This is a genomic window from Mycobacterium sp. 2YAF39, assembly GCF_052114565.1.
In the GTDB taxonomy this organism is placed as follows: domain Bacteria; phylum Actinomycetota; class Actinomycetes; order Mycobacteriales; family Mycobacteriaceae; genus Mycobacterium.
Genome location: NZ_JBFREZ010000005.1, coordinates 444,252 through 465,076 on the forward strand (window position 1 = coordinate 444,252; position 20,825 = coordinate 465,076).

Below are 20,825 nucleotides of genomic sequence, written 5' to 3' on the forward strand. Positions count from 1 at the left end.
CAGCGATGAAACGCCGCCTGCCCCGACCACAGGAACTGGCGGCCCTATTGCAGTTCCGCACGCCGCAACTGAGCCTCAAACGTCGTCGGCTCGACACCGCGCTGACGATCGAAGATTTGCGCCGCGTCGCCAAACGCCGCACACCCAAGGCAGCGTTCGACTACACCGATGGTGCCGCCGAAGAGGAGTTGTCGTTGGCGCGGGCGCGGCAGGCGTTCCGCGACATCGAATTCCACCCGACGATCCTGCGCGATGTCGCCAAGGTCGACACGGGCGCCACCGTGCTTGGGGATCGGGTGGCCCTGCCGTTCGGCATCGCGCCGACCGGGTTCACCCGGTTGATGCAAACCGAAGGCGAGATCGCGGGCGCACACGCCGCCGCCCGCGCGGGCATCCCGTTCTCGCTGTCCACGCTGGGCACGACCTCCATCGAAGATGTCAAGGCCGCAAACCCGCATGGCCGCAACTGGTTTCAGCTGTACATGTGGAAAGACCGGGACCGGTCGATGGCACTGGTCGAGCGGGCGTCCGCCGCGGGATTCGACACTCTGCTGGTCACCGTCGACGTGCCGGTCGCCGGAGCGCGCCTGCGCGACACCCGCAACGGAATGTCGATTCCGCCGGCGTTGACGCTGCGCACCGTACTCGACGCGGTGCCGCACCCCCGCTGGTGGTTCGACCTGTTGAGCACCGAGCCGCTGTCGTTCGCGTCGCTGGACCGGTGGCCCGGCACCGTCGCCGAGTATCTGGACACCATGTTCGACCCGACCGTGACGTTCGACGACCTGGCGTGGATCAAGTCGCAGTGGCCGAACAATTTGGTGGTCAAGGGAATTCAGACCCTCGAAGACGCGAAATCCGTTGTCGACCTCGGCGTCGACGGCATCGTGCTGTCCAATCACGGCGGCCGCCAACTGGACCGTGCCCCGGTGCCGTTCCACCTGCTGCCACGCGTCGCCACAGAACTCGGACGCGATACCGAGGTTTTGCTGGACACGGGCATCATGTCCGGCGCGGATGTCGTGGCCGCCATTGCACTGGGAGCGCGGTTCACATTGGTGGGCCGCGCGTACCTGTATGGGCTGATGGCGGGTGGCGAGGCGGGTGTCGATCGCGCAATCGAGATCCTGTCGGGGCAGGTCAGCCGCACGATGCGGCTGCTCGGGGTGACGTCGCTGGAGGAATTGGAGCCGCGACACGTGACACAGCTGCGCAGGCTCGCACCCGGCGTGTCCTAGCGGCCGCGGTATTTCACTCGAGTCACATCGTTCACACTGGTCACATCGGAAATTCGTGGTCGGTGAGTCCTCGCCGAGTCGGAATCGTTAGCCAACCGCGATATCGCAACCGGGTGTTGAGCACGGGGAGTCGCCCGATCCACGTGTTTCATTACGCAGGCAGAGCAACGGCAAATGTTTTGCGCCAGGTGATGAAAGGTGGGTTGGTTGCCGTTATGAAGTTCAAAGAGAGGTTTCGAGGTAAGTGGTTGCGCCGGCTGGCGGCTAGCGCCGTTGCAGCGGCGACGCTGCCCGGCCTGATCGGCTTCGTCGGGGGTTCGGCGACTGCTGGTGCGTTTTCCCGGCCGGGTCTGCCCGTCGAGTATCTAGATGTGTTCTCTCCATCGATGAACCGCAACATCAAGATTCAATTCCAGGGCGGCGGTCCGCACGCTGTGTATCTGCTCGACGGTCTGCGCGCGCAGGACGACTTCAACGGCTGGGACATCAACACCCCGGCGTTCGAGTGGTACTACGGGTCGGGGTTGTCGACGGTCATGCCCGTCGGCGGCATGTCGAGCTTCTACACCGACTGGTACCAGCCGTCGCGGGGCAACGGCCAGGACTACACGTACAAGTGGGAGACCTTCCTGACGCAGGAGCTTCCCGCGTGGCTGGAAGCCAACAAGGGCGTGTCGCAGCTCGGCAACGCCGTGGTCGGTATTTCGATGGCCGGCGCCGCGGCGCTGAACTACGCGATCTACAACCCGCAGAAGTTCATCTACGCCGCTTCACTGTCAGGCTTCCTGAACCCCTCCGAGGGTTGGTGGCCGATGCTGATCGGACTCGCGATGAACGACGCAGGCGGCTACAACGCCGAGAGCATGTGGGGTCCGTCTTCTGACCCGGCATGGAAGCGCAACGACCCGATGGTCAACATCAATCAGCTGGTGGCCAACAACACCCGCGTCTGGATCTACTGCGGGTCGGGCACTCCGTCGGATCTGGACACCTCCGGTGGCGGTGGCAACCTGATGGCCGCGCAGTTCCTCGAGGGCCTGACGTTGCGCACCAACGTCAGCTTCAAGGACAACTACGTCGCCGCCGGTGGCACCAACGGTGTGTTCAACTTCCCGCAGCAGGGCACGCACAGCTGGGGCTACTGGGGTCAGCAGCTGGAGATGATGAAGCCCGATATCCAGCGGGTGCTGGGGGCTCAAGCGACAACCTGAGTTCCACCCACAAAACAGAGAGCCTGCCGTACCCCCCGACGGCAGGCTCTCTGTCATTGTTGGATCAGTCCTGAACGGTGGGCCGGATCGTGATCTCGCCGATCTCGACGTCGTGGGGTTGTTCGATGGCGAACGCGATCGCCCGGGCGACAGCTTCCGGCGCCAGTCCGAAGGCGTCCATATTGCTCTGTATCGCGGCCCGGATCTGCGGGGCGTCGATGCTGTTTCCGAGTTCGGTCGAGACGAACCCCGGGTTGATCGACGTGGTCCGGATGACGCCGTCGGTGGACTCCTGCCGAAGCGTTTCCATCACCGTGCGGACAGCGTTCTTGGTTGCGGCGTAGATGCCCATGGTCGGCGTGATCTTCATCCCGGCCGTCGACACCGTCGTCACGAAGTGCCCCCTACCCTGGCGCGTGAAAACCGGCATCGCGGCGGCGATGCCGTTCAGCACCCCGTTCACGTTGACGTCGATCATGGCCGACCAGCCCGCGACATCACCCTCGGCGAGCGCACCGAGACGGCTGATGCCCGCGTTGCTCACCAGCACGTCGAGCCGACCGAACCTGTCGACGGCGGTGCTGACCAGCCGGTCGAGATCGTCGCGGCGGGTCACGTCGGTCGTGACGGTGACGACGTCGACCCCGTCGAGGTCGCCCGCGATCTTTTCGAGGCGCTCTTTACGGCGGGCGCCAAGGACCAGAGCGGCGCCGCCGGACCCGAGTAGCCGGGCGGTGGCTTCCCCGATACCGCTGCTTGCGCCTGTGATCGCGATGACTTTGCGCGTGTCGTCCATGCCCGGACACTATTCGCACAGCGAACGCGCATCGAGCCGGGAACAAAGGGGGCGGCCCCAAGGTTGAGTCGATCTGACTGAACTTTGGAGGAACCATGGCTGAAGCCAAATCGGTGCCGGTGTTGTTTCTGAGCGAATCGATCGTGCTGCCCGGCATGGTGGTGCCGATCGAGCTGGACGACGCGGCCCGTGCCGCCGTCGACGCGGCACAGGCCACCGAATCCGGTGAGCTGCTCATCGCTCCCCGTCTGGAGGACCGATACGCCTCGTACGGCGTGCTCGCCACGATCGTGCAGGTCGGCCGCATCGCAGGCGGCAACGGGACCGCAGCGGTCGTGCGCGGCACCAAGCGCGCTCACATCGGCGCGGGTGGCAACGGCCCCGGTGCCGCGTTGTGGGTGGAGGTGACCGAGGTCGAAGAAGTCGACCCGACCGACGAGGTCCGCACCCAGGCCGCCGAGTACAAGAAGCTGCTGCTGGCGATGCTGCAGCGCCGTGAGGCCTGGCAGATCATCGACTTCGTCAACCAGCTGACCGACCCGTCCGCGCTTGCGGACACGGCCGGTTACGCGTCGTACCTGACGCAGGTGCAGAAGCGGCAGCTGTTGGAGACCCCCGACGTGAGCGAACGCCTCAAGCTGCTCATCGACTGGACCGGCGACCACCTGGCCGAGGTCGAGGTCACCGACAAGATCGCCGACGACGTCCGCGAAGGCATGGAGAAGACGCAGAAGGAATTCCTGCTGCGTCAGCAACTCGCCGCGATTCGCAAGGAGCTGGGCGAAGGTGAGCCCGACGGGTCCGAGGATTACCGGGCCCGCGTCGAGGCCGCCGATCTACCGGACAAGGTCCGCGAGGCCGCACTGCGCGAGGTCGGCAAGCTGGAACGCTCCAGCGAGCAGAGCCCCGAGGGCGGCTGGATCCGTACGTGGCTGGACACCGTCTTGGACCTGCCGTGGAACGTCACCACCGAGGACTCGACCGACCTGAAGTCGGCTCGCGAAATCCTTGACGCCGACCACCACGGGCTGGACGACGTGAAGGACCGCATCGTCGAGTACCTGGCGGTGCGGGCGCGTCGGGCCGAACGCGGGTTGCAGGTTGTCGGCGGCCGCGGCTCCGGCGCTGTCATGGCGTTGGCAGGCCCTCCCGGTGTCGGCAAGACATCGCTCGGTGAGAGCGTGGCTCGGGCATTGGGCCGTAAGTTCGTTCGCGTCGCCCTCGGTGGCGTGCGCGACGAGGCCGAGATCCGTGGTCACCGTCGCACCTATGTCGGTGCGCTGCCCGGCCGCATCGTGCGCGCGATCGGCGAGGCGGGATCGATGAATCCCGTCGTGCTCCTCGACGAGATAGACAAGGTCGGCTCCGACTACCGCGGCGATCCGTCTGCCGCGCTGCTCGAGGTGCTCGACCCGGCGCAGAATCACACGTTCCGCGACCACTACCTGGAGCTGGATCTGGACCTGTCCGACGTCGTGTTCCTTGCGACGGCCAACGTGATCGAGAACATCCCGTCGGCGCTGCTGGACCGCATGGAGCTGATCCAGATCGACGGGTACACCGAGGACGACAAGGTCGCCATCGCACGGGACTTCCTGCTGCCCCGGCAGCGCGAGCGTGCGGCGCTGACCGAGGCCGAGGTGACGGTGACCGAGGACGCGCTGCGCAAGATCGCGGCCGACTACACCCGCGAGCCCGGTGTGCGGCAGTTCGAACGGCTGCTGGCCAAGGCATTGCGCAAGGCCACGACCAAGTTGGCCGCCGACCAGTCCCCGTTGACCATCGACGAACCCGAACTCGCTGACTACCTGGGCCGTCCGCGGTTCATTCCGGAATCGGCGGAACGCACGGCGGTGCCGGGCGTGGCCACCGGGCTGGCCGTGACGGGTCTCGGCGGCGATGTGCTCTACATCGAGGCCGGCGCGACCGACGGTGAAGCCGGACTGCAGCTGACCGGTCAACTCGGCGACGTCATGAAGGAGTCGGCGCAGATCGCGCTGTCCTACGTGCGTGCGCACGCCACGCAGCTGGGCGTCGACCCGAAGTCCCTGGACCGCCGGATCCACGTGCACGTGCCCGCGGGCGCGGTGCCCAAGGACGGCCCGTCGGCCGGCGTGACGATGGTGACGGCGCTGGTGTCGATGGCCACCGGACGGCAGGTTCGCTCAGATGTCGGCATGACCGGTGAGGTGACACTCAACGGCCGCGTGCTGCCGATCGGCGGGGTCAAGCAGAAGCTGCTGGCCGCGCAGAGGGCTGGCCTGTCAACGGTCTTCATCCCCCAACGCAACGAGGCCGACCTGGACGACGTCCCGGCCGACGTGCTCGAGGCGCTGGAGGTCAAGCCGATGGTCGACGTCGCGGACATCATCGCGCTGGCGCTGGAGCCTGCGGCGGCCGACGCCGCGACCGTCGCGGCCTGACCCGTGTGTCGGTCGCCGGGTTTACCGTCGAGGCATGGCCTATGACGAAGACCTGGCTGACCGCATCCGCGAACTCCTCGGCGCCCAGCGTGGCGTCGAGGAGAAGCGGATGTTCGGCGGCCTGGCGTTCCTGCTCAACGGCAACATGTCTGTGTGCGTCAGCGGTCAGGGCGGCTTGATGGTCCGCGTGCCACCCGATGAGACAGCCAAGCTGCTCTCCCGTGAGCACGTCGAGCCGATGGTGATGGCGGGACGCGAGACCCGCGGCTGGTTGCGGGTATCCGTAGCGGGTGTCAAGACCAAACGCCAGCTACAGGGCTGGGTGACCCGGGGTGTCGACTACGCCAAAAGCCTCCCGCCGAAGTGACGAAATTCGCATCGGCACGTCCGGATGGTCCTACGACCACTGGACGGGCGTCCTGTATCCGCCGAAACTTCCGGTGGCCAAGCGGCTGGCGAGATACGTCGAGGAATTCGACACGGTCGAGCTGAACGCCAGCTTCTATCGATGGCCGAAGGACAGCACCTTCGAGGGCTGGCGCAACCGGTTGCCCGACGGCTTCACCATGACGGTCAAGGCCCAGCGCGGACTCACCCACTACCGCAGACTGCGTGACCCGCAACCGTGGGTGGAGAGGTTCGAGCGCAGCTGGACCGCGCTCGGCGAAAGGCGGGAGGCTCTGCTCGTACAGCTGCATCCCGACATGGAGCGCAACGACGAGCGGCTTGATCATTTCCTCACACTGATGCCCGACCGGATTGCGGTGGCCATGGAGTTGCGTCATCCGTCCTGGGACGACGATGCCGTCTACGCCATCCTCGAACGACACAACGCCGCATATGTGGTGATGAGCGGCGCCGGGATGACGTGCGTTCCGCGGGCGACCGGCGATCTCGTCTACATCCGCCTGCATGGTCCGCCGCAGGCATCGCTCTATGCGGGTTCCTACACCGACGACGAGCTGAGCGAATGGGCCGCGATGGCGTCCGGTTGGCGCGATGAGGGCAGGCGGGTGCTGGTCTACTTCAACAATGACCTGGGCGGACACGCCATCCACAACGCGCGAAAACTCAAGGAGCTGTTGGCCTGACCCCGGCGTACCTCGTCGCGAGTAAGCTCGGGTGCCATGACAACGTCGTCGACATTCGCCATCGTGGGCGGCGGCCTGGCCGGGGCCAAGGCCGCAGAAGCATTGCGTGACAAGGATTTCGACGGGCACATCGTGCTGTATGCCGCCGAGGAGCACCTGCCCTACGAACGTCCTCCGCTGTCGAAGGATTTTCTGCTCGGCAAGAAGCAACTCGCAGAATTCACGGCCGCCTCGTCCGCCTGGTACCGCGACCACCATGTCGACCTGCAGCTGGGTACCGAGATATCCGCGGTCGACGCCGCGGCCCACACCCTGACGCTGCCCGACGGCACCACCGCGAGCTACGACAAGCTCCTCCTGGCGACCGGGTCCAGTCCGCGCCGGCCACCGATACCCGGCGCGGACGCCGACGGCGTGCACTATCTACGCACCATCGACGATGCGGAAACTCTGAATTCTCTTCTCACAGAGGGTGCTTCACTTGCCATCGTCGGCGCGGGATGGATCGGTCTCGAAGTCGCCGCAGGCGCTCGGGAACGCGGTGTGTCTGTCACGGTCGTTGAAACAGCGGAACTGCCGTTGATGGGCGCCCTCGGCCGCGAGGCCGGTGAGGTTTTCGCCGCGCTGCACCGAGAGCACGGCGTGGACCTTCGGCTCAGTACGACGGTCGACGAGGTCACCACATCCGGCGACAGGGCGACCGGGCTGAAGCTCGGCGACGGCTCAACGGTCGCCGCCGATGCAGTTCTGGTGGCCGTCGGTGCCGCCGCCAACATCGGACTGGCCGAGCGCGCCGGTCTGGCCACCGGGAATGGTGGAGTGCTCGTCGATGCGTCGCTGCGCACCAGCGACCCCGACATCTTCGCGGTCGGCGACATCGCCGCGGCCGAGCATCCGCTGTTCGGCACACGGATACGCACCGAGCATTGGGCGAATGCGCTCAAACAGCCCACCACCGCGGCCGCGGGGATGCTCGGCAAGCCGCAGGAGTACACCGAACTGCCCTACTTCTTCACCGATCAGTACGACCTCGGCATCGAATACGTCGGGCATGCTCCCGACTACGACCGGGTGCTGTTCCGCGGCGATGTGACAGGCCGCGAGTTCACGGCGTTCTACCTGGACGGCGACAACCGCGTCCTCGCAGGGATGAACGTCAACATCTGGGAAGGACTCGACGACATCAAATCGCTGATCCGATCACGCGGGCAGGTCGACCCGGACCAGCTCGTCGGCGCATAGGTGAACGTGCACAAAACACACGCCGTGGCTCTCGCAGCGGTTGTCCTGCTCGGTGCGGGCTGCTCGTCGGGTCCGATCACCAACACCGATGAGGCGCACACACCGAGTCCGACCGGCGCGCCTGCGCCGCCCCCCGCGCCGCCGCCCAGCAATGCCCACCTCGCGAACGCCTTCGACTACGTCGCCTATCCGCCCGCCGGGACAAGCTACTACTTCACCTCCCCCAGCGGCGCATGGACATGTGCGATCATCCCGCGCGTGAAGGTCGGATGTCAGTCCGCCACGGACTGGCCGTCCGCGATGGGCATCGCGGGCGAGCCGGACTCGGTGCCCGACGTCACCGGGGCGGCCACCCCGCCGAACGCGCTTCTCATCCCCCGCGACGGTGACGCCCAGTTCGTCGCGCTCGCTAATCCCGAGTTCTCCCTCGACCCCGGACCCGCAAAGGTCTTGCCGTTCAACAGAATTCTTGCCTCGGCGGGATTTCGTTGCAACGTGCAGGAGACCACGGGTGTGTCGTGCCTTAGCGAATTCAGCGGCAAGGGCTTCACCTTCTCCACCGACGGCTTCACGCCGTCGTACACCGACGTGCCGATGGAGGCCCCGTAGCCATGCGAATCGAAGCGGGACAGGTCGCCGTGGTGACTGGCGGCACCAGCGGCATCGGCTTTGCATTGTCAGCGGTGCTGGTGCGCCGCGGGGTCGACGTCATGATCGCCGATGTGCGCGAGGACGCGATCCCCGCCGCCGTCGACGCGCTGTCGGCGCACCGCGGCGGCCGAGTTGTCGGTGTGCATGCCGACGTCAGCATCGACGCAGACGTGGACGCACTTGCCGACGAGACCATCGAACGATTCGGCCGGGTGGACCTCGTGTGCAACAACGCGGGCGTGGTGTGCGAACTGGCCCCGATGTGGGAGCAGCGACTGGAAACGTGGCGATGGCTGACCGACGTGAAGCTGATGGGCGTCGTGCACGGAGTGCGGACGTTCGCGCCGCTGTTCATCGCTGCGGGCTCGGGACATTTTCTCAACACGGCCTCCGCAGGCGGTTTGATGCTGCTGCCCATGCTCGCGCCGTACAACGCGACCATGCACGCGGTGGTCGGGCTGACGGAAACGCTGAACGCCGAATTGAAATCGGTGTCAGAGCATTTGGGCGCGACCGTGTTGTGCCCGGGATTGGTGGACACGCCGTTGGGACAGAACTCGGCGGCGCTCGCACCGCAGGGCGCCGCCGCCACTCCCGCCGATGGCGACCCCGGCGCGATGCAGGGCGCGATCAGCCCGGCCATCGTGGCGCAAGCGGCAATCGAGGCCGTGGAGTCGGACCGTGTGCACGCGATCGTCGGACCCGGCGCCGACGCCGTGGCCAGGCAGCGCGTCGAGACCCTTCTCGCCGACCTCGACTGAGCTCACAACAGCGTCGCGGTGCCGTCCTCGTTGACCTGAACCTTCGCCCCGGCGATGTCCTCGCGGACCGTCGCTTCGACGTCGTCGTGGATCACCGCGAGCGCCCGTGCATCCTCGGGTGTGCGGACGGCGAGGAACGCCTTCTCCGGCGAGCCGTTCCTGTCGAACGGTGTCGTCCACGATTCGACGGTGCCCACCCCCGACCACTCGACGACCGCCTCGCGCGTGGGTTCGCGGTCGACCTCGGATTGTAGCTCTTCCCAACGGAATTCGTGGCTCGGTGGTTCCGTTCCGTACACACCGAAACTGTGCTTGGTGAGGTATCCGCCGTTGGCGGTGATCAGTCCGCGACTGCCCGGATCCGCGACCAGGCGTTCGGCCATGGTCGCGATCGAATGTGTCACATAGTTGTTCCACGGGCCGCCCGCGAACGTGAGCCCTCCCGTCACGGTCAGCGGCCGGGATTTGTCGCCGACCGGCAGACCGAGTTCGTTGGCGGCGACCTGGACAGCGGACGGGAAGCACGAGTACAGGTCGATCAGCGCCATGTCGTCGATCCCAGCGTCCGCCAGCTCCAGCGCACGCCGGCCCGCGATCCGGATGGCGGGTGACGTGTGCAACTGGTCGCGATCACTGATCGCATAGGTGTCGTGGGCGTCGGTGCCGGCATATGGGAAGACCCACCGGTCCCGCGGGATCTGGAGGTACGTCGCCTTGTCCACCGATGTCAGCACCAGCGCTGCACCCTGGTCCACCATGTTGTTCGAGTTCATCAGCTTCGTGTACGGCCAGCTGACCATCCGGTTATTCGGCCCTGGCTCGGCGATATCGTTGCCTGACAACGGCTCTCGACTCCAAGCGTGCGGATTCGTCGCCGCGACCGCGCTGAACTGCGACCACAGTTCGCCGATGCGGCGGCGGTGCTCATCAGGGGATTCGCCCGCCGCGATCCGCAGCGCCTGCTCGAACATCGGATAGACATACGCGGGGCGGTCCAGCTTGATGCGAAGGTCCGACGGGCCTGCGAGTTCGATGCCTTCGTCGGAGCCTTCGGCGATCGGCACGGAGTCGTCCTGGCTTGTCCAGTCAGGTTTGGCTCCAGCCTTGCGCAGTCGTGAACGAGTCCGCCATGTCTCGGCTCCCGCGATCAGCACGACGTCGGATCGGCCTGCCTGGATGTCCAGGCATGCCTTGTTCACCAACGTCTGCGGGACGTTGCCGCCGATACCGGTGTAGCGGGTGGCTGCACTGTCGGCCCGGATACGTTGCGCCAGAAGCAGTCCCGGATCACGGTACCGCCAGGACAGCAGGTTCACGACGCGGACGGAGTCGACGGCCTCCAGCACGCGCGGGTCGGCGGCGGCGCGGGCGGCCGACACCATCAGGTCCACCGGTTCCACTGCAGGGCTCTCGTCGTGCTGGTTGACCTGGCCGTAGCCGATCAGTACGGGTGTCCGCGGATCCATCATGGGCTCCCTTGTTGAGTGAAAAGTACGCCGTCGGCGATGAGCCGCTCGGTTTCGTCGGCGCTCAATCCGAGCACCTCGTGGCAGATCTGTCGGGTCTGCTCCCCCGGCGTCGGGGCGGGCCGGAGTTCCGCGACAGGAATGTGCGTATAGGGCGCGGGTCCCGTTTCGCTGAGCATCGGCGCGTCGAACAACGGATGCGTCATCTCGGCGTACAACGTCCGGGAGACCACCTGCGGATCGGCCGGCACTTCCACCGCCCGGTTCATCGGTGCGGCGGGAACACCTGCCCGCTGCAGTATCTCAGTGATGTCCGCCTTGTCCTTGCGGCTCGTCCATTCCGATACGGCGGCGATGAAGGCCGTCCGCGCGGAAGGAAGATCATCACCACCCATGACCGCCGAGAGGGCCGTGCGGTCGGTCGCGGAGCGAACGGAGATGACGCACCATTCATCGTCGCCCGCGCACGGGTAGACGCCGTGGATCGCCTCATCATCGACGATCGGCAGGCCCGCCGTGCGTGCGGCTTCGGCGACGTACGCGGTGGTGAGCTGGTTGACGGCCGCCTCGGCCTGCGGGATGTGCACGTGCGCACCGGTTCCGGTGTCTTCCCGCCGGATCATCGCGGCCAGCGCCGCGACCGCCGTGAGCCTGGCGGCCACGTGGTCCGGGAAGACCGTCGTCGCATCGAAGAAGCTGCCCGGTTCGGCATCCGCCGAAGTCCACAGCGAGGTGACGCCCGTCGCCGCGCGCACCAGCGGCCCGTAGCCCATGCGGTCACTCCACGGACCCGTCGGCCCATACGCGCTGCTCTCGGCAAGTACGATGCGCCGGTTGAGCTGCCGAAGTCGCTCATACGAAAAGCCCAGCGAGTCAAGCGTTCCCGGTTTGAAGTTCGCGAAGACGGCGTCCGCCTCCGCGACGAGACGGCAGAAGAGCGCGGCACCGTCGGGGTGCCTGAGGTCGAGCCCAAGGCTTATCTCGTTTCGGTGCGTCAACGCCCACGACCGGCTCATCGTCATCCCGGGCGCTGTCTGGCGAAGGCCGTCGGGATAGGCGGCGCTTTCGACCTTGATCACCTCCGCACCCAGGTCGGCGAAGAGACGGCCCAGTTCGCCGCCTGCCACGATCACGCCGAGGTCGAGGATACGCAGGCCGTCGAAGGGTCGACGGACAGTCGCGTCGCCGGTCTCGACGCGTAACGGCCCTGCGGCCCAGAGGGCGTCGTCGGCACCTGCTTCTGGTGCAGGGTGTACCAAGCCGGCATGGCGGCCGTTGACGATGACCGGGCCGACCGGCACGGTCACGGTCACGTCATCGGCGATGGTCACGTCGGTCAATGCGCCCACCGCGCGAAAGTGATCGGACACCAGGGTCTCTGCCGCCGTGTGAACGGCGGCGACGGGCACTCCTCGTGCTTGTCCGCCCGCGGCCAGCGTGTCCATGGTCTGCGATGCGAAGAACTCGGCGATCGCGGCGTTGAGTTCGCGGGATGCGGCGTAGCGCGCGGCGATGGTGTCGAACTTGGGGTCGGCGAACTGCTCGGGTTCACCCAGCCAGCCCCACATTCCGCGCCACTGCCGCGGTGAGAGGAGGCAGATGCGAACGTGTCCGTCCTTGCATCCGAAGATCGGATAGATCTGCTGATTGCGCGGCCTGCCCCGCCAGAGCTGACCCGCAGACTTCAGGCCGACAGCGGCTTGGCCCTCCGAGCCGAAGGGCGGATCGAGCGACTGCAATACGGCCTCGAAGCGCGAGAAGTCGATGTAATCCCCTCTGCCGTCACGCAATCGGCGGTAGAAGGCGGCCAGCGCCGCCCAGGCGGCCTGCGCGGCAGCCGTTCCCGACGCGACTCCGTCGGGCGGCAGAACCGGCCTACCCGTCGTGGGACCGGTCCGCGACAGTGCGGTCGACATCGCGTACAGCACAGCGTCGGTGGCCTGCCAGCCACGATGGGGACCGGTGGCGCCGAAGTCGGTGACAGACAACGCCACCAGGTGTCCGAACTGGGCGGCGAGGTCGGCGCACGACGTTCCGAACGCCGCGGCGGCTCCGGGGTCGCCGCTGTCGACGACGATGTCGGCCGCACCTGCCAACTCGATCAGTCGCCGCCGGTCTGCGGCGTTGCCGGGATCGAGGACCGCGCTGCGCTTGTTGGCGTTCTGCACGGCGAAGGAGATGCTTGCGCCCCCGACGCCCGGGCGTGCGTGCCGGGAGTCGCTGCCACCGGGGGGCTCGATTTTCAACACGTCGGCGCCCAGGTCCGCGAACAGGCGGCCGACGCCGTCGGATGACGCACCGCCCAGGTCCAGCACGCGTACGAACGCCAAGAGTCCTTCGGTCACGGTGCCAGTAGCCGTTCCACCCATTCCAGATGGTCGTCGGTGGTGGTGGCGACGTACAGCAGGTCGACGAACACGTCGGAATAACCGTTGTCGGCCAGCACCTTCACCGCCTCGGCCACCTGCTCGACGGGCGTGTTCTCGGCGACATTGATCCGGATATAGCTGTGAATCGCCGACGGATCGCGTCCCGCAGCGCGGGCGGCGTCGTCGATGGCCTTGCGTTGCAGGCTGAGCATGTCGACGTTGACGCCGGCGGGTACCTGCACCACGCCGGTCCAGCCGTCGGCGCGCCTGCCCACCCGCTCGAGGCCGGCCGGAGTGAACGCGCCGAGGTAGATCGGCGGTCGCGGCTCCTGCGCCGGTTTGAGGTTCACCCATGATTGTGGGATGGACCAACGGTCTCCTTGGTGCGCAACGGGATTCGCGGTCCACAGGGTGTCGAGCGCATCCAGGAGTTCGTCGAGCTGTGCACCGCGCCGGCGAAAAGGCGCACCGGCGGCCTGGTACTCCTCCGGAGACCAGCCGACGCCGAATCCGGGCAGCAGGCGGCCGCCGCTGACCACGTCAATGCTGGTCAATTGGCGGGCAAGCTGAACCGGCGGATACCACGGCGCGACGAAGACGCTGCTGCCAAGGCCGACCCGCGTCGTCGCGGTCGCGGCGACCGCCAGGGCGATGAACGGGTCGAGACAGGTGCGGAAGCGCTCGGGGATCGTGTCCTGGCCCGCATATCCGACGGTGGGTTGCACGGCGGCCAGCAGCCGGTCCCCGACCCAGAGGCTGTCGGCGCCGAGTTCCTCGGCGGTCGAGGCGAAGCGGGCCAGCTCAGCGTAGGCGGCCTCGCCGAATTGAGGCACTGCGAATCCCAGCACGACCGTCAGGGTAATGCGCGCGGGACCGACTACTCGTTGTCGCCTCCGGTTGCCGCGGTCGCGGCGACATCGCTGTGCCCGGTTAAACCCCGCGCGTCGGGCCATACCCAGTTGCGCACCTCTGGGAGATCGTCGCCGTGCTCACGGGTGTATTCGCGGGCGGTGATCCTCATGTCCCCCATTCGCTGGCGCAGCGTCGCGTACCGCGACTGAAGGGACGGAACCCGGTCGATGACGTCGATCACCAAGTGGAACCGGTCGAGGTCGTTGAGCATGACCATGTCGAACGGAGTGGTGGTGGTGCCTTCTTCCTTATAACCTCGTACGTGGACGTTGATGGCTCCGGTGCGCCGGTAAATGAGTCGATGGATCAGCCACGGATAGCCGTGATAGGCGAAGATCACCGGCTTGTCGCGCGTGAAGATCATGTCGAATTCGCGGTTGGACAACCCGTGCGGGTGCTCCGTCTCGTCCTGCAGACGCATCAGATCGACGACGTTGACGAAGCGAACTTTCAGCTCGGGCAGGTGCTGCCGGAGCAGGTCCACGGCCGCGAGGCCCTCGAGAGTCGGCACGTCGCCCGCGGTCGCGATGACGACATCGGGGTCGCTGCCGAGCTCCTCGGTGCCCGCCCACTCCCAGATGCCCAGCCCTCTCGTGCAGTGGGCGATCGCCTCGTCCATCGTGAGGAAGTTGGGGTGCGGCTGCTTGCCCGCCACCACCACATTCACGTACTGGCGCGAGCGCAGACAGTGATCGTATGTGGACAGCAGGGTGTTCGCGTCCGGCGGCAGGTAGACCCTGACGATCTCCGCACTCTTGTTCACGACGTGGTCGATGAAGCCGGGATCCTGGTGGCTGAAGCCGTTGTGGTCCTGACGCCAAACATGGCTCGACAGAAGATAATTCAGGCTCGCGATCGGCCGCCGCCACGGGATGTGGTTGGTGACCTTGAGCCACTTGGCGTGCTGGTTGACCATCGAGTCGACGATGTGGATGAACGCCTCGTAGCAGTTGAACAGACCGTGTCTGCCGGTGAGTAGATAGCCTTCCAGCCAACCCTGGCACTGGTGTTCGGACAGCATCTCGACGACGCGCCCTGCGCGGGCGAGATGCTCATCCACCTCCGGCCCCACGAATTCGGCGTTCCACTGTTTGGCGGTCGCCTCGAAGACCGGCTGAAGGCGGTTCGATGCGGTCTCGTCGGGACCGAAGATCCGGAAATTGTCGGGATTGAGCCGAATCACTTCGGTCAGCCACTCGCCGAGCACCTTGGTCGCCTCGGCGACGGTCGCGCCCGGGACGGGAACGCTCACCGCGTACTTCCGGAAGTCGGGAAGCCGCAGATCCTTGAGCAGAACCCCGCCGTTTGCGTGCGGGTTGTCACTCATCCTCAAAGTGCCCTGCGGAGCCAGTTCCGCGATCGCGGGATCGAGCTTGCCGTCCTCGGTGAACAGTTCGTCGGGCCGGTATGAGGCCAGCCAGTCGGCGAGCACTTGGAGGTGTTCGGGGGTGTCACGGGCGCTGGCGAGCGGAACCTGGTGTGCGCGCCACGATCCCGTGGTCTTCTTGCCGTCGATGTAGTCCGGCCCCGTCCAACCCTTAGGGGTGCGGAACACGATCATCGGCCAGGCCGGGCGCCTCTCGTCACGCGCGGCCGCTGTGGCCTTGATGTCCGAGATCTCGTTCAGCACCGTGTCGAGCAATGAGGCGAACCGCCGGTGGACGTCGGCGATGTCGTCGTCCTCGCTCGCCTCGAAGAAATACGGATTGTGGCCGTAGCCGACCATGAGGCTGCGCAGCTCGTCTGTGGGGATGCGGTCCAGGACCGTCGGATTCGCGATCTTGTACCCGTTGAGATGAAGGATCGGCAGCACCACCCCGTCCTTGGCGGGGTTGGTGAACTTGTTGGAGTGCCAGCTCGTGGCGAGCGCTCCGGTCTCGGCCTCGCCGTCGCCGACGACGGCAGCGACCAACAGGTCCGGATTGTCGAACGCGGCCCCGTAGGCGTGCGAGAGGGCGTAGCCCAGTTCGCCGCCCTCGTGGATGGAGCCCGGTGTTTCGGGAGCGACGTGCGACGGGATCCCCCCTGGGAACGAGAACTGGCGGAACAGCCGACGTATCCCCTCGGCGTCCGGCGTGACGTCGGAGTAGACCTCCGAATAGGTGCCGTCGAGGTAGGCGTTGGCGACCAGCCCGGGGCCGCCGTGTCCCGGCCCGGTGATGTAGAGCGTCGACTGCCCGCGCTCGGCGATCACCCTGTTGAGATGCGCGTAGAGGAAGTTCAGCCCGGGCGTGGTCCCCCAGTGACCGAGCAGCCGAGGCTTGACGTCGTCGCGCGACAGCGGTGTCGCCAGCAGCGGGTTGTTCAGCAAGTAGATCTGTCCGACGGACAGGTAGTTGGCGGCGCGCCACCACCCGTCGATCCGGGCGAGCATTTCATCGCTCAAGGTGTGAGGTTCCGCGGAATGCCAGTTGTGCGTCACGGTGGTCATCGCGGTGTGCTCCTGCGGCATCGGGGTCGGGGTTCTGTACCCATCAAACGCTTGTCATCCTTGTTGTGCTCGACGGTTGGCACTTGTTCACGGACCGGCAACCCCCGTCGTCGGGATACGGTTTCGCTGTCTTAGGAGACGCTCAGCGAACGCCGGTAGAATCGCTACCCGTGTCCGATCAAGCCGTGGTAGCTGAGCCTCCGCACCCGCTGATCGAGCAATTGTCCGCACTGCATCACTTCCGCGTCTACGTGGATATCGCCGTCGTCGTCGTGGTGCTCGCGCTCACCAATCTGATCGCGCACTTCACCACCCCGTGGGCCAGCTTCGCGACGGTGCCCGCAGCCGCCGTCGGTCTTCTTCTCCTCGTACGGTCGCGTGGCCTCGGCTGGACCGAGCTGGGCCTTGGCCGGGAGCATTGGAAATCGGGCGCGGGTTACGCCCTTGCCGCCGTCGCACTGGTGGTCTCGGTGATCGCTATCGGCGCGCTGATGCCGTGGACGCGGCCGATGTTCATGAACAACAACTACGCGACGATCTCCGGTGCGCTACTCGCGTCGATGATCATCATCCCGCTGCAGACGGTGATTCCCGAGGAGCTGGCGTTCCGCGGCGTACTGCACGGCGCGCTGGACCGCGCGTGGGGATGGCGTGGGGTGGCGGCGGCCGGTTCGTTGCTCTTCGGCCTGTGGCATATCGCGACATCACTGGGTCTGACCAGCAGTAACGTCGGCTTCACCCGGCTGTTCGGCGGCGGCTTGCTCGGGACTGTCGCGGGTGTCGTCCTTGCGGTGGCGGCTACGGCCTTCGCCGGCTTCGTCTTCACCTGGCTGCGCAGGCGCAGTGGGAGCCTGATCGCGCCGATCGCGTTGCACTGGTCACTCAACGGACTGGGCGCGCTCGCCGCCGCCCTGGTGTGGCATCTGTCGACCTGACCGACCCTAAGTCTTTCGACGGCGCGCACGGAACTCACGGTTCTTGAGCTTGTTTCCGCACGCCGACATCTCGCACCAGGTTCCGCCGTGGTTGCGGGACCTGTCGTAGAACGCCCACCGGCATTCGTCGTTCGCGCACACCTTCAGTCGCGTCCAGCTGCCGTCGCGTTGCGCGTCCCGCAATATCAGCACCAGCTCGACCAGGCGCTCGGCCACAGAATTTCCCGCCGCGGCGAGGTGCACGACACCGTCCGCGTCGAATTCGGCGCGCGCCGCACCCCGGGCCGCTATCGCCCGGAGCGGCGCCAACTCGGCGTCGGTCGGCGATCGGCCACCGCCATTGCGCAGCAACAGTGCCCGCAGCGCCTCGCGGACATCCCGCAGCGCCTGCAGATCGGCGTCATTCAGGTCGGCGCCGGGTGCGATCAGGCCGTTGTCGACCAACCACGGCAAGGCGTCGTCGGGATCGGCGAGTCGGTCCGGGCCGGAGGGCAGTTCGACGGTGTTGACCAGCGCTTGAACCCGAAGCAGCGGTCCGGGGGCCGGCTTGGATTCCTCGTCGGCCAGCCACCGCGTCGCGTCCGCAACCATGAAACGATGGTATGCCCGCATGACCGGTAAATCAATTTGACTAGTCATGCATGACCGGTATAACGTGATAGACGGTCACTAAGAAATCGAATGCCGAACACGGCGAAGAGGTAGATATCCAATGGCTGACAACAAGTTTCCAGCCGACGTTCTTTCCGCAATCCGTACAACCGCCCACCCTGAAGCGGGTCGACAGCCGTCGCTGACTGCACGGTTGATCGCACGAGTGCGGGCCGGCCGGCTCGACCCGCTGATCGCGGTCGGCGTGCCCGCCCCCGCCGGCAGTGCCCTCGCCGCCCACGAGGCGCGCCTGACGTCGACGGCCGAGCGTGAGGCGATCGCACGGTCGCTGCGCACCGCTCTGGCCGACGCCCGTGGCCGCAGTCTTTTGTTCTCGTCGCGGATTCCGCTGCACACCGCGAACATCACGGCGGCCGAAGGGCTGATCGACGCGGTCACATTGCGACTGCACTCACCCCGCTCGGTGAACGCGCGCGGCATGGCGCGGTTGCGCCTGATCCTCGGTGACGGGACGGGACCGTTCTACCGGTACGGACGTGGCGACCTAATGGGCCGGCTCGGCGCTGCTCTGGCGGCGCTCTAGACCATCAGCACAGCTGCCCCGGAGATGCGCCCGGCGCCGAGGTCGGCGAGCGCATCGTCGGCCTTGTCCATCGCGTACTGCGGACTCGTCACCTCGAGACGGTGGCGGCCGGCGAAGGCGAGGAATTCGCGGGCGTCGACGCGGGTGTTCGACGCCACCGACCGCAGCTGGCGCTCCTGAAAGAGGTGACGCTGGTAGTTCATCGGCGGAATATCGGACAGGTGGATGCCGGCGATGGCCAATGTGCCACCGCGGTCCAGCGCCTCCATCGCGGGCAGCACCAGATCGCCGACGGGCGCGAAGAGAATCGCGGAATCAAGCGCCACCGGCGGGCGGTCGGAGGCGCCCTGCACCGACGCGGCGCCCAGCGCCAACGCCAACTCCTTCGCCTTGTCTCCGCGCGTCATCACGTGTACCTCGGCACCCTGCGCAAGGGCCACCTGCGCGGTGAGATGCGCGCTTCCCCCGAATCCGTAAATGCCCAGCCGCCCGCCGGCAGGCAGTTCGGCACGCACCAGCGCGCGATAGCCGATGATGCCCGCGCACAGCAGTGGCGCCAGCTCCGCATCGGCGTACCCCTCCGGGAGATGATGCGCGTATGCAGCTGGGACAGTGGCGAATTCGGCATATCCGCCGTCGGCGTCCCAGCCGGTGTAGAGAGATTCCGGGCACAGGTTCTCGTTGCCGCTTTCGCAGAACTTGCACCGCCCACACGTGTGCCGCAGCCACGCGATACCGACCCGATCGCCGACCGCGAACTCATCGCCTGCCCCTGGCGCGCTTTCGGGGCCCACGTCGATGACCTCGGCGACCACCTCGTGGCCCGGAATCACTCCGCGCCGGTGTACCGGTAGGTCCCCCTCGGCGACATGAAGGTCGGTGCGGCACACGCCGCATGCCCGTACCGCGACCAGAAGCTCACCGGTCGCGGGCTTCGGCACGTCGGCGGTCACGCGCTCCAGCGGCCGGCTGCTCATCGGACCCGGCCGGCGGACCCGCCACGCCTGCATGGTTGGGGTGCTCACCACCCCATCGTGACGCTATCTCTTTTTCTGCACCAGGCCGACGAGCCACAGCAGGATGACCGACCCGAGGATTGCGGTGAAGAAGGTGAACCACCAACCGCCCTCGGCGGTGTCGAACCAGAAGCTGAGAAGGAAGCCACCGATCAAGGCGCCGATGATTCCGATCACGATGTTCATCAGAATGCCGGATCCGGCGCCCTTGACGATCTTTCCGGCGATCCATCCGGCAAGCGCTCCGATGATGATGTAACCGATCCAGCCGACGCTGGTGAGCGTCGTGGACCGTTCTCCGAGGAACTCGGTAGCCGCCATGATGTCCATCAGGATCTCCTGCCTATCACTGGCCGTGGCTCAGCGCGGCCGCTGGACCACCACTACCTATACCGGACGTGGGTAACGATTCGGCGGCCACCAAGGTCAAGATCAGCTGTCACCGAAATGCAGGAACCGCGGGTCCGCCGAAGGCGCCGAGCCGAGACCCGCTGTGCAAATGGTGTCGCAGAATTCAGATTCCAGTACAGATCGAAACGAAGGGAATTGGCGCGCAGATTCCCACGGAGAAGTACGGCGTCAGATCACCGTTGAATGCCGGCGGCGGCGGCGGCGGAGGCGGAGGCGGCGGCGGCGGAGGCGGAAGCGGGGCAGCGATGCATGTGTTCGACGGAGCGTCAAAGATAGTGCCGGCGCCGCACTCTGTGGCGCCACCGACAGCCGGCGACACCATCGAAATAAGCGACGCGAAAGTGAGCGGCGCGAGAACTCCGACCACACTGATCGTCAGACGACGATGCAACTTCACCACCTGAGGCTCCCTCGGCGATCCCCGACCTCAGCTTTACCCCTTCATGCTAGGCCGCGTGGCAATTCGATTCAGCACAATGACCAAGGCGTAGGTCGATTGTGGGATCGCCGATCTGCGGCCCGCCGTCAGGGCGGCGGGAGCATTCCCGGCGCTGCCTCCGGTGCCACCGGTACGGGTACTCCGACGCCCGGTGCGGCAGGAGGTGCGCCCGGTGCGGGAGCCGCGGCAGGCGCGCCCGGCGGCGGCGGAGGTGCGGCCGGTGCGGGAGGCGCGGCAG

At 66.6% G+C, this 20,825-nt stretch carries 18 protein-coding genes; 10 read left to right on the forward strand and 8 right to left on the reverse strand.

Annotated elements, in window-relative coordinates; genetic code table 11:
* Window positions 1-5 precede the first annotated feature (5 nt).
* Together AB4Z42_RS17590 and AB4Z42_RS17595 are read left to right on the forward strand one after the other, a co-directional pair.
* Window positions 6-1,238 (forward strand): alpha-hydroxy acid oxidase, encoded by a 1,233-nt coding sequence (locus tag AB4Z42_RS17590; protein WP_442010470.1) that lies wholly within the window; start codon window positions 6-8, stop codon window positions 1,236-1,238.
* A 215-nt stretch (window positions 1,239-1,453) separates the two neighbouring features.
* Window positions 1,454-2,449: an esterase family protein gene (locus tag AB4Z42_RS17595; RefSeq protein ID WP_442010471.1), complete on the forward strand. Its 996-nt coding sequence runs from the start codon at window positions 1,454-1,456 to the stop codon at window positions 2,447-2,449.
* A 64-nt stretch (window positions 2,450-2,513) separates the two neighbouring features.
* Here AB4Z42_RS17595 and AB4Z42_RS17600 read toward each other — a convergent pair whose 3' ends face one another.
* A complete protein-coding gene (locus AB4Z42_RS17600) occupies window positions 2,514-3,245 on the reverse strand; it encodes an SDR family oxidoreductase (protein WP_442010472.1) in 732 nt (243 codons plus the stop codon).
* Between the two features lie 95 nt (window positions 3,246-3,340).
* Here AB4Z42_RS17600 and lon point away from each other — a divergent pair, with 95 nt between their 5' ends.
* From lon to AB4Z42_RS17630, 6 genes are read left to right on the forward strand one after another with little or no spacing between them, the layout of a single operon-like run.
* Complete coding sequence (lon, locus tag AB4Z42_RS17605) at window positions 3,341-5,668, forward strand: endopeptidase La (protein ID WP_442010473.1); 2,328 nt, start codon at window positions 3,341-3,343, stop codon at window positions 5,666-5,668.
* 34 nt (window positions 5,669-5,702) lie between these two features.
* Window positions 5,703-6,035 (forward strand): TfoX/Sxy family protein, encoded by a 333-nt coding sequence (locus tag AB4Z42_RS17610; RefSeq protein WP_442010474.1) that lies wholly within the window; start codon window positions 5,703-5,705, stop codon window positions 6,033-6,035.
* On the forward strand, window positions 6,001-6,759 hold the full coding sequence (locus AB4Z42_RS17615) for a DUF72 domain-containing protein (RefSeq protein ID WP_442010475.1): 759 nt from the start codon (window positions 6,001-6,003) through the stop codon (window positions 6,757-6,759). The genes AB4Z42_RS17610 and AB4Z42_RS17615 overlap by 35 nt, the downstream gene beginning before the upstream one ends.
* Before the next feature lie 36 nt (window positions 6,760-6,795).
* A complete protein-coding gene (locus AB4Z42_RS17620) occupies window positions 6,796-8,001 on the forward strand; it encodes an NAD(P)/FAD-dependent oxidoreductase (RefSeq protein WP_442010476.1) in 1,206 nt (401 codons plus the stop codon).
* Window positions 8,002-8,025: 24 nt separating this feature from the next.
* Window positions 8,026-8,610, forward strand: a complete 585-nt coding sequence (locus AB4Z42_RS17625; protein WP_442010477.1) for a hypothetical protein — start codon at window positions 8,026-8,028, stop codon at window positions 8,608-8,610.
* Window positions 8,611-8,612: 2 nt separating this feature from the next.
* Window positions 8,613-9,413 carry an SDR family NAD(P)-dependent oxidoreductase gene (locus AB4Z42_RS17630; protein WP_442010478.1) on the forward strand — a complete coding sequence of 267 codons (801 nt, stop codon included), beginning with the start codon at window positions 8,613-8,615 and terminating at the stop codon, window positions 9,411-9,413.
* 2 nt (window positions 9,414-9,415) lie between these two features.
* Here AB4Z42_RS17630 and AB4Z42_RS17635 read toward each other — a convergent pair whose 3' ends face one another.
* The 4 genes from AB4Z42_RS17635 to AB4Z42_RS17650 are packed head-to-tail and all read right to left on the reverse strand — an operon-like array spanning window position 9,416 to window position 16,591.
* The gene (locus AB4Z42_RS17635) at window positions 9,416-10,879 is read right to left on the reverse strand and encodes an acetyl-CoA acetyltransferase (protein ID WP_442010479.1); all 1,464 of its coding nucleotides are present in this window, start codon (window positions 10,877-10,879) and stop codon (window positions 9,416-9,418) included.
* Window positions 10,879-13,248: a CoA transferase gene (locus tag AB4Z42_RS17640; RefSeq protein WP_442010480.1), complete on the reverse strand. Its 2,370-nt coding sequence runs from the start codon at window positions 13,246-13,248 to the stop codon at window positions 10,879-10,881. The genes AB4Z42_RS17635 and AB4Z42_RS17640 overlap by 1 nt, the downstream gene beginning before the upstream one ends.
* A complete protein-coding gene (locus AB4Z42_RS17645; RefSeq protein ID WP_442010481.1) occupies window positions 13,221-14,096 on the reverse strand; it encodes a TIGR03619 family F420-dependent LLM class oxidoreductase in 876 nt (291 codons plus the stop codon). The genes AB4Z42_RS17640 and AB4Z42_RS17645 overlap by 28 nt, the downstream gene beginning before the upstream one ends.
* Window positions 14,097-14,125: 29 nt before the next feature.
* Window positions 14,126-16,591 carry a phosphoketolase family protein gene (locus tag AB4Z42_RS17650; protein WP_442010482.1) on the reverse strand — a complete coding sequence of 822 codons (2,466 nt, stop codon included), beginning with the start codon at window positions 16,589-16,591 and terminating at the stop codon, window positions 14,126-14,128.
* A gap of 170 nt (window positions 16,592-16,761) precedes the next feature.
* On the opposite strand from AB4Z42_RS17650, the gene AB4Z42_RS17655 reads away from it, so the two are divergent.
* Window positions 16,762-17,526: a CPBP family intramembrane glutamic endopeptidase gene (locus tag AB4Z42_RS17655; RefSeq protein WP_442010483.1), complete on the forward strand. Its 765-nt coding sequence runs from the start codon at window positions 16,762-16,764 to the stop codon at window positions 17,524-17,526.
* A 6-nt stretch (window positions 17,527-17,532) separates the two neighbouring features.
* Here AB4Z42_RS17655 and AB4Z42_RS17660 read toward each other — a convergent pair whose 3' ends face one another.
* Entirely contained in the window at window positions 17,533-18,117 is a 585-nt protein-coding gene (locus AB4Z42_RS17660; protein WP_442010484.1) for a CGNR zinc finger domain-containing protein, read from the reverse strand.
* 121 nt (window positions 18,118-18,238) lie between these two features.
* Here AB4Z42_RS17660 and AB4Z42_RS17665 point away from each other — a divergent pair, with 121 nt between their 5' ends.
* Window positions 18,239-18,721: a hypothetical protein gene (locus tag AB4Z42_RS17665; protein ID WP_442010485.1), complete on the forward strand. Its 483-nt coding sequence runs from the start codon at window positions 18,239-18,241 to the stop codon at window positions 18,719-18,721.
* Here the strand turns inward: AB4Z42_RS17665 and AB4Z42_RS17670 are convergent.
* On the reverse strand, window positions 18,718-19,731 hold the full coding sequence (locus AB4Z42_RS17670; RefSeq protein WP_442010516.1) for a zinc-binding alcohol dehydrogenase family protein: 1,014 nt from the start codon (window positions 19,729-19,731) through the stop codon (window positions 18,718-18,720). The genes AB4Z42_RS17665 and AB4Z42_RS17670 overlap by 4 nt on opposite strands.
* A 30-nt stretch (window positions 19,732-19,761) precedes the next feature.
* Window positions 19,762-20,067: a GlsB/YeaQ/YmgE family stress response membrane protein gene (locus tag AB4Z42_RS17675; protein WP_442010486.1), complete on the reverse strand. Its 306-nt coding sequence runs from the start codon at window positions 20,065-20,067 to the stop codon at window positions 19,762-19,764.
* Window positions 20,068-20,825 lie beyond the last annotated feature (758 nt).

What these genes read in the sequence shown, in the direction of transcription:
- AB4Z42_RS17590 (WP_442010470.1), top strand. Translation starts at nt 6, where the DNA reads ATGAAACGCCGCCTGCCCCGACCACAGGAACTGGCGGCCCTATTGCAG.
- AB4Z42_RS17595 (WP_442010471.1), top strand. Translation starts at nt 1,454, where the DNA reads ATGAAGTTCAAAGAGAGGTTTCGAGGTAAGTGGTTGCGCCGGCTGGCG.
- AB4Z42_RS17600 (WP_442010472.1), bottom strand. Translation starts at nt 3,245, where the DNA reads ATGGACGACACGCGCAAAGTCATCGCGATCACAGGCGCAAGCAGCGGT.
- lon (WP_442010473.1), top strand. Translation starts at nt 3,341, where the DNA reads ATGGCTGAAGCCAAATCGGTGCCGGTGTTGTTTCTGAGCGAATCGATC.
- AB4Z42_RS17610 (WP_442010474.1), top strand. Translation starts at nt 5,703, where the DNA reads ATGGCCTATGACGAAGACCTGGCTGACCGCATCCGCGAACTCCTCGGC.
- AB4Z42_RS17620 (WP_442010476.1), top strand. Translation starts at nt 6,796, where the DNA reads ATGACAACGTCGTCGACATTCGCCATCGTGGGCGGCGGCCTGGCCGGG.
- AB4Z42_RS17630 (WP_442010478.1), top strand. Translation starts at nt 8,613, where the DNA reads ATGCGAATCGAAGCGGGACAGGTCGCCGTGGTGACTGGCGGCACCAGC.
- AB4Z42_RS17635 (WP_442010479.1), bottom strand. Translation starts at nt 10,879, where the DNA reads ATGGATCCGCGGACACCCGTACTGATCGGCTACGGCCAGGTCAACCAG.
- AB4Z42_RS17640 (WP_442010480.1), bottom strand. Translation starts at nt 13,248, where the DNA reads ATGGGTGGAACGGCTACTGGCACCGTGACCGAAGGACTCTTGGCGTTC.
- AB4Z42_RS17650 (WP_442010482.1), bottom strand. Translation starts at nt 16,591, where the DNA reads ATGACCACCGTGACGCACAACTGGCATTCCGCGGAACCTCACACCTTG.
- AB4Z42_RS17660 (WP_442010484.1), bottom strand. Translation starts at nt 18,117, where the DNA reads ATGGTTGCGGACGCGACGCGGTGGCTGGCCGACGAGGAATCCAAGCCG.
- AB4Z42_RS17665 (WP_442010485.1), top strand. Translation starts at nt 18,239, where the DNA reads ATGGCTGACAACAAGTTTCCAGCCGACGTTCTTTCCGCAATCCGTACA.
- AB4Z42_RS17670 (WP_442010516.1), bottom strand. Translation starts at nt 19,731, where the DNA reads ATGCAGGCGTGGCGGGTCCGCCGGCCGGGTCCGATGAGCAGCCGGCCG.
- AB4Z42_RS17675 (WP_442010486.1), bottom strand. Translation starts at nt 20,067, where the DNA reads ATGGACATCATGGCGGCTACCGAGTTCCTCGGAGAACGGTCCACGACG.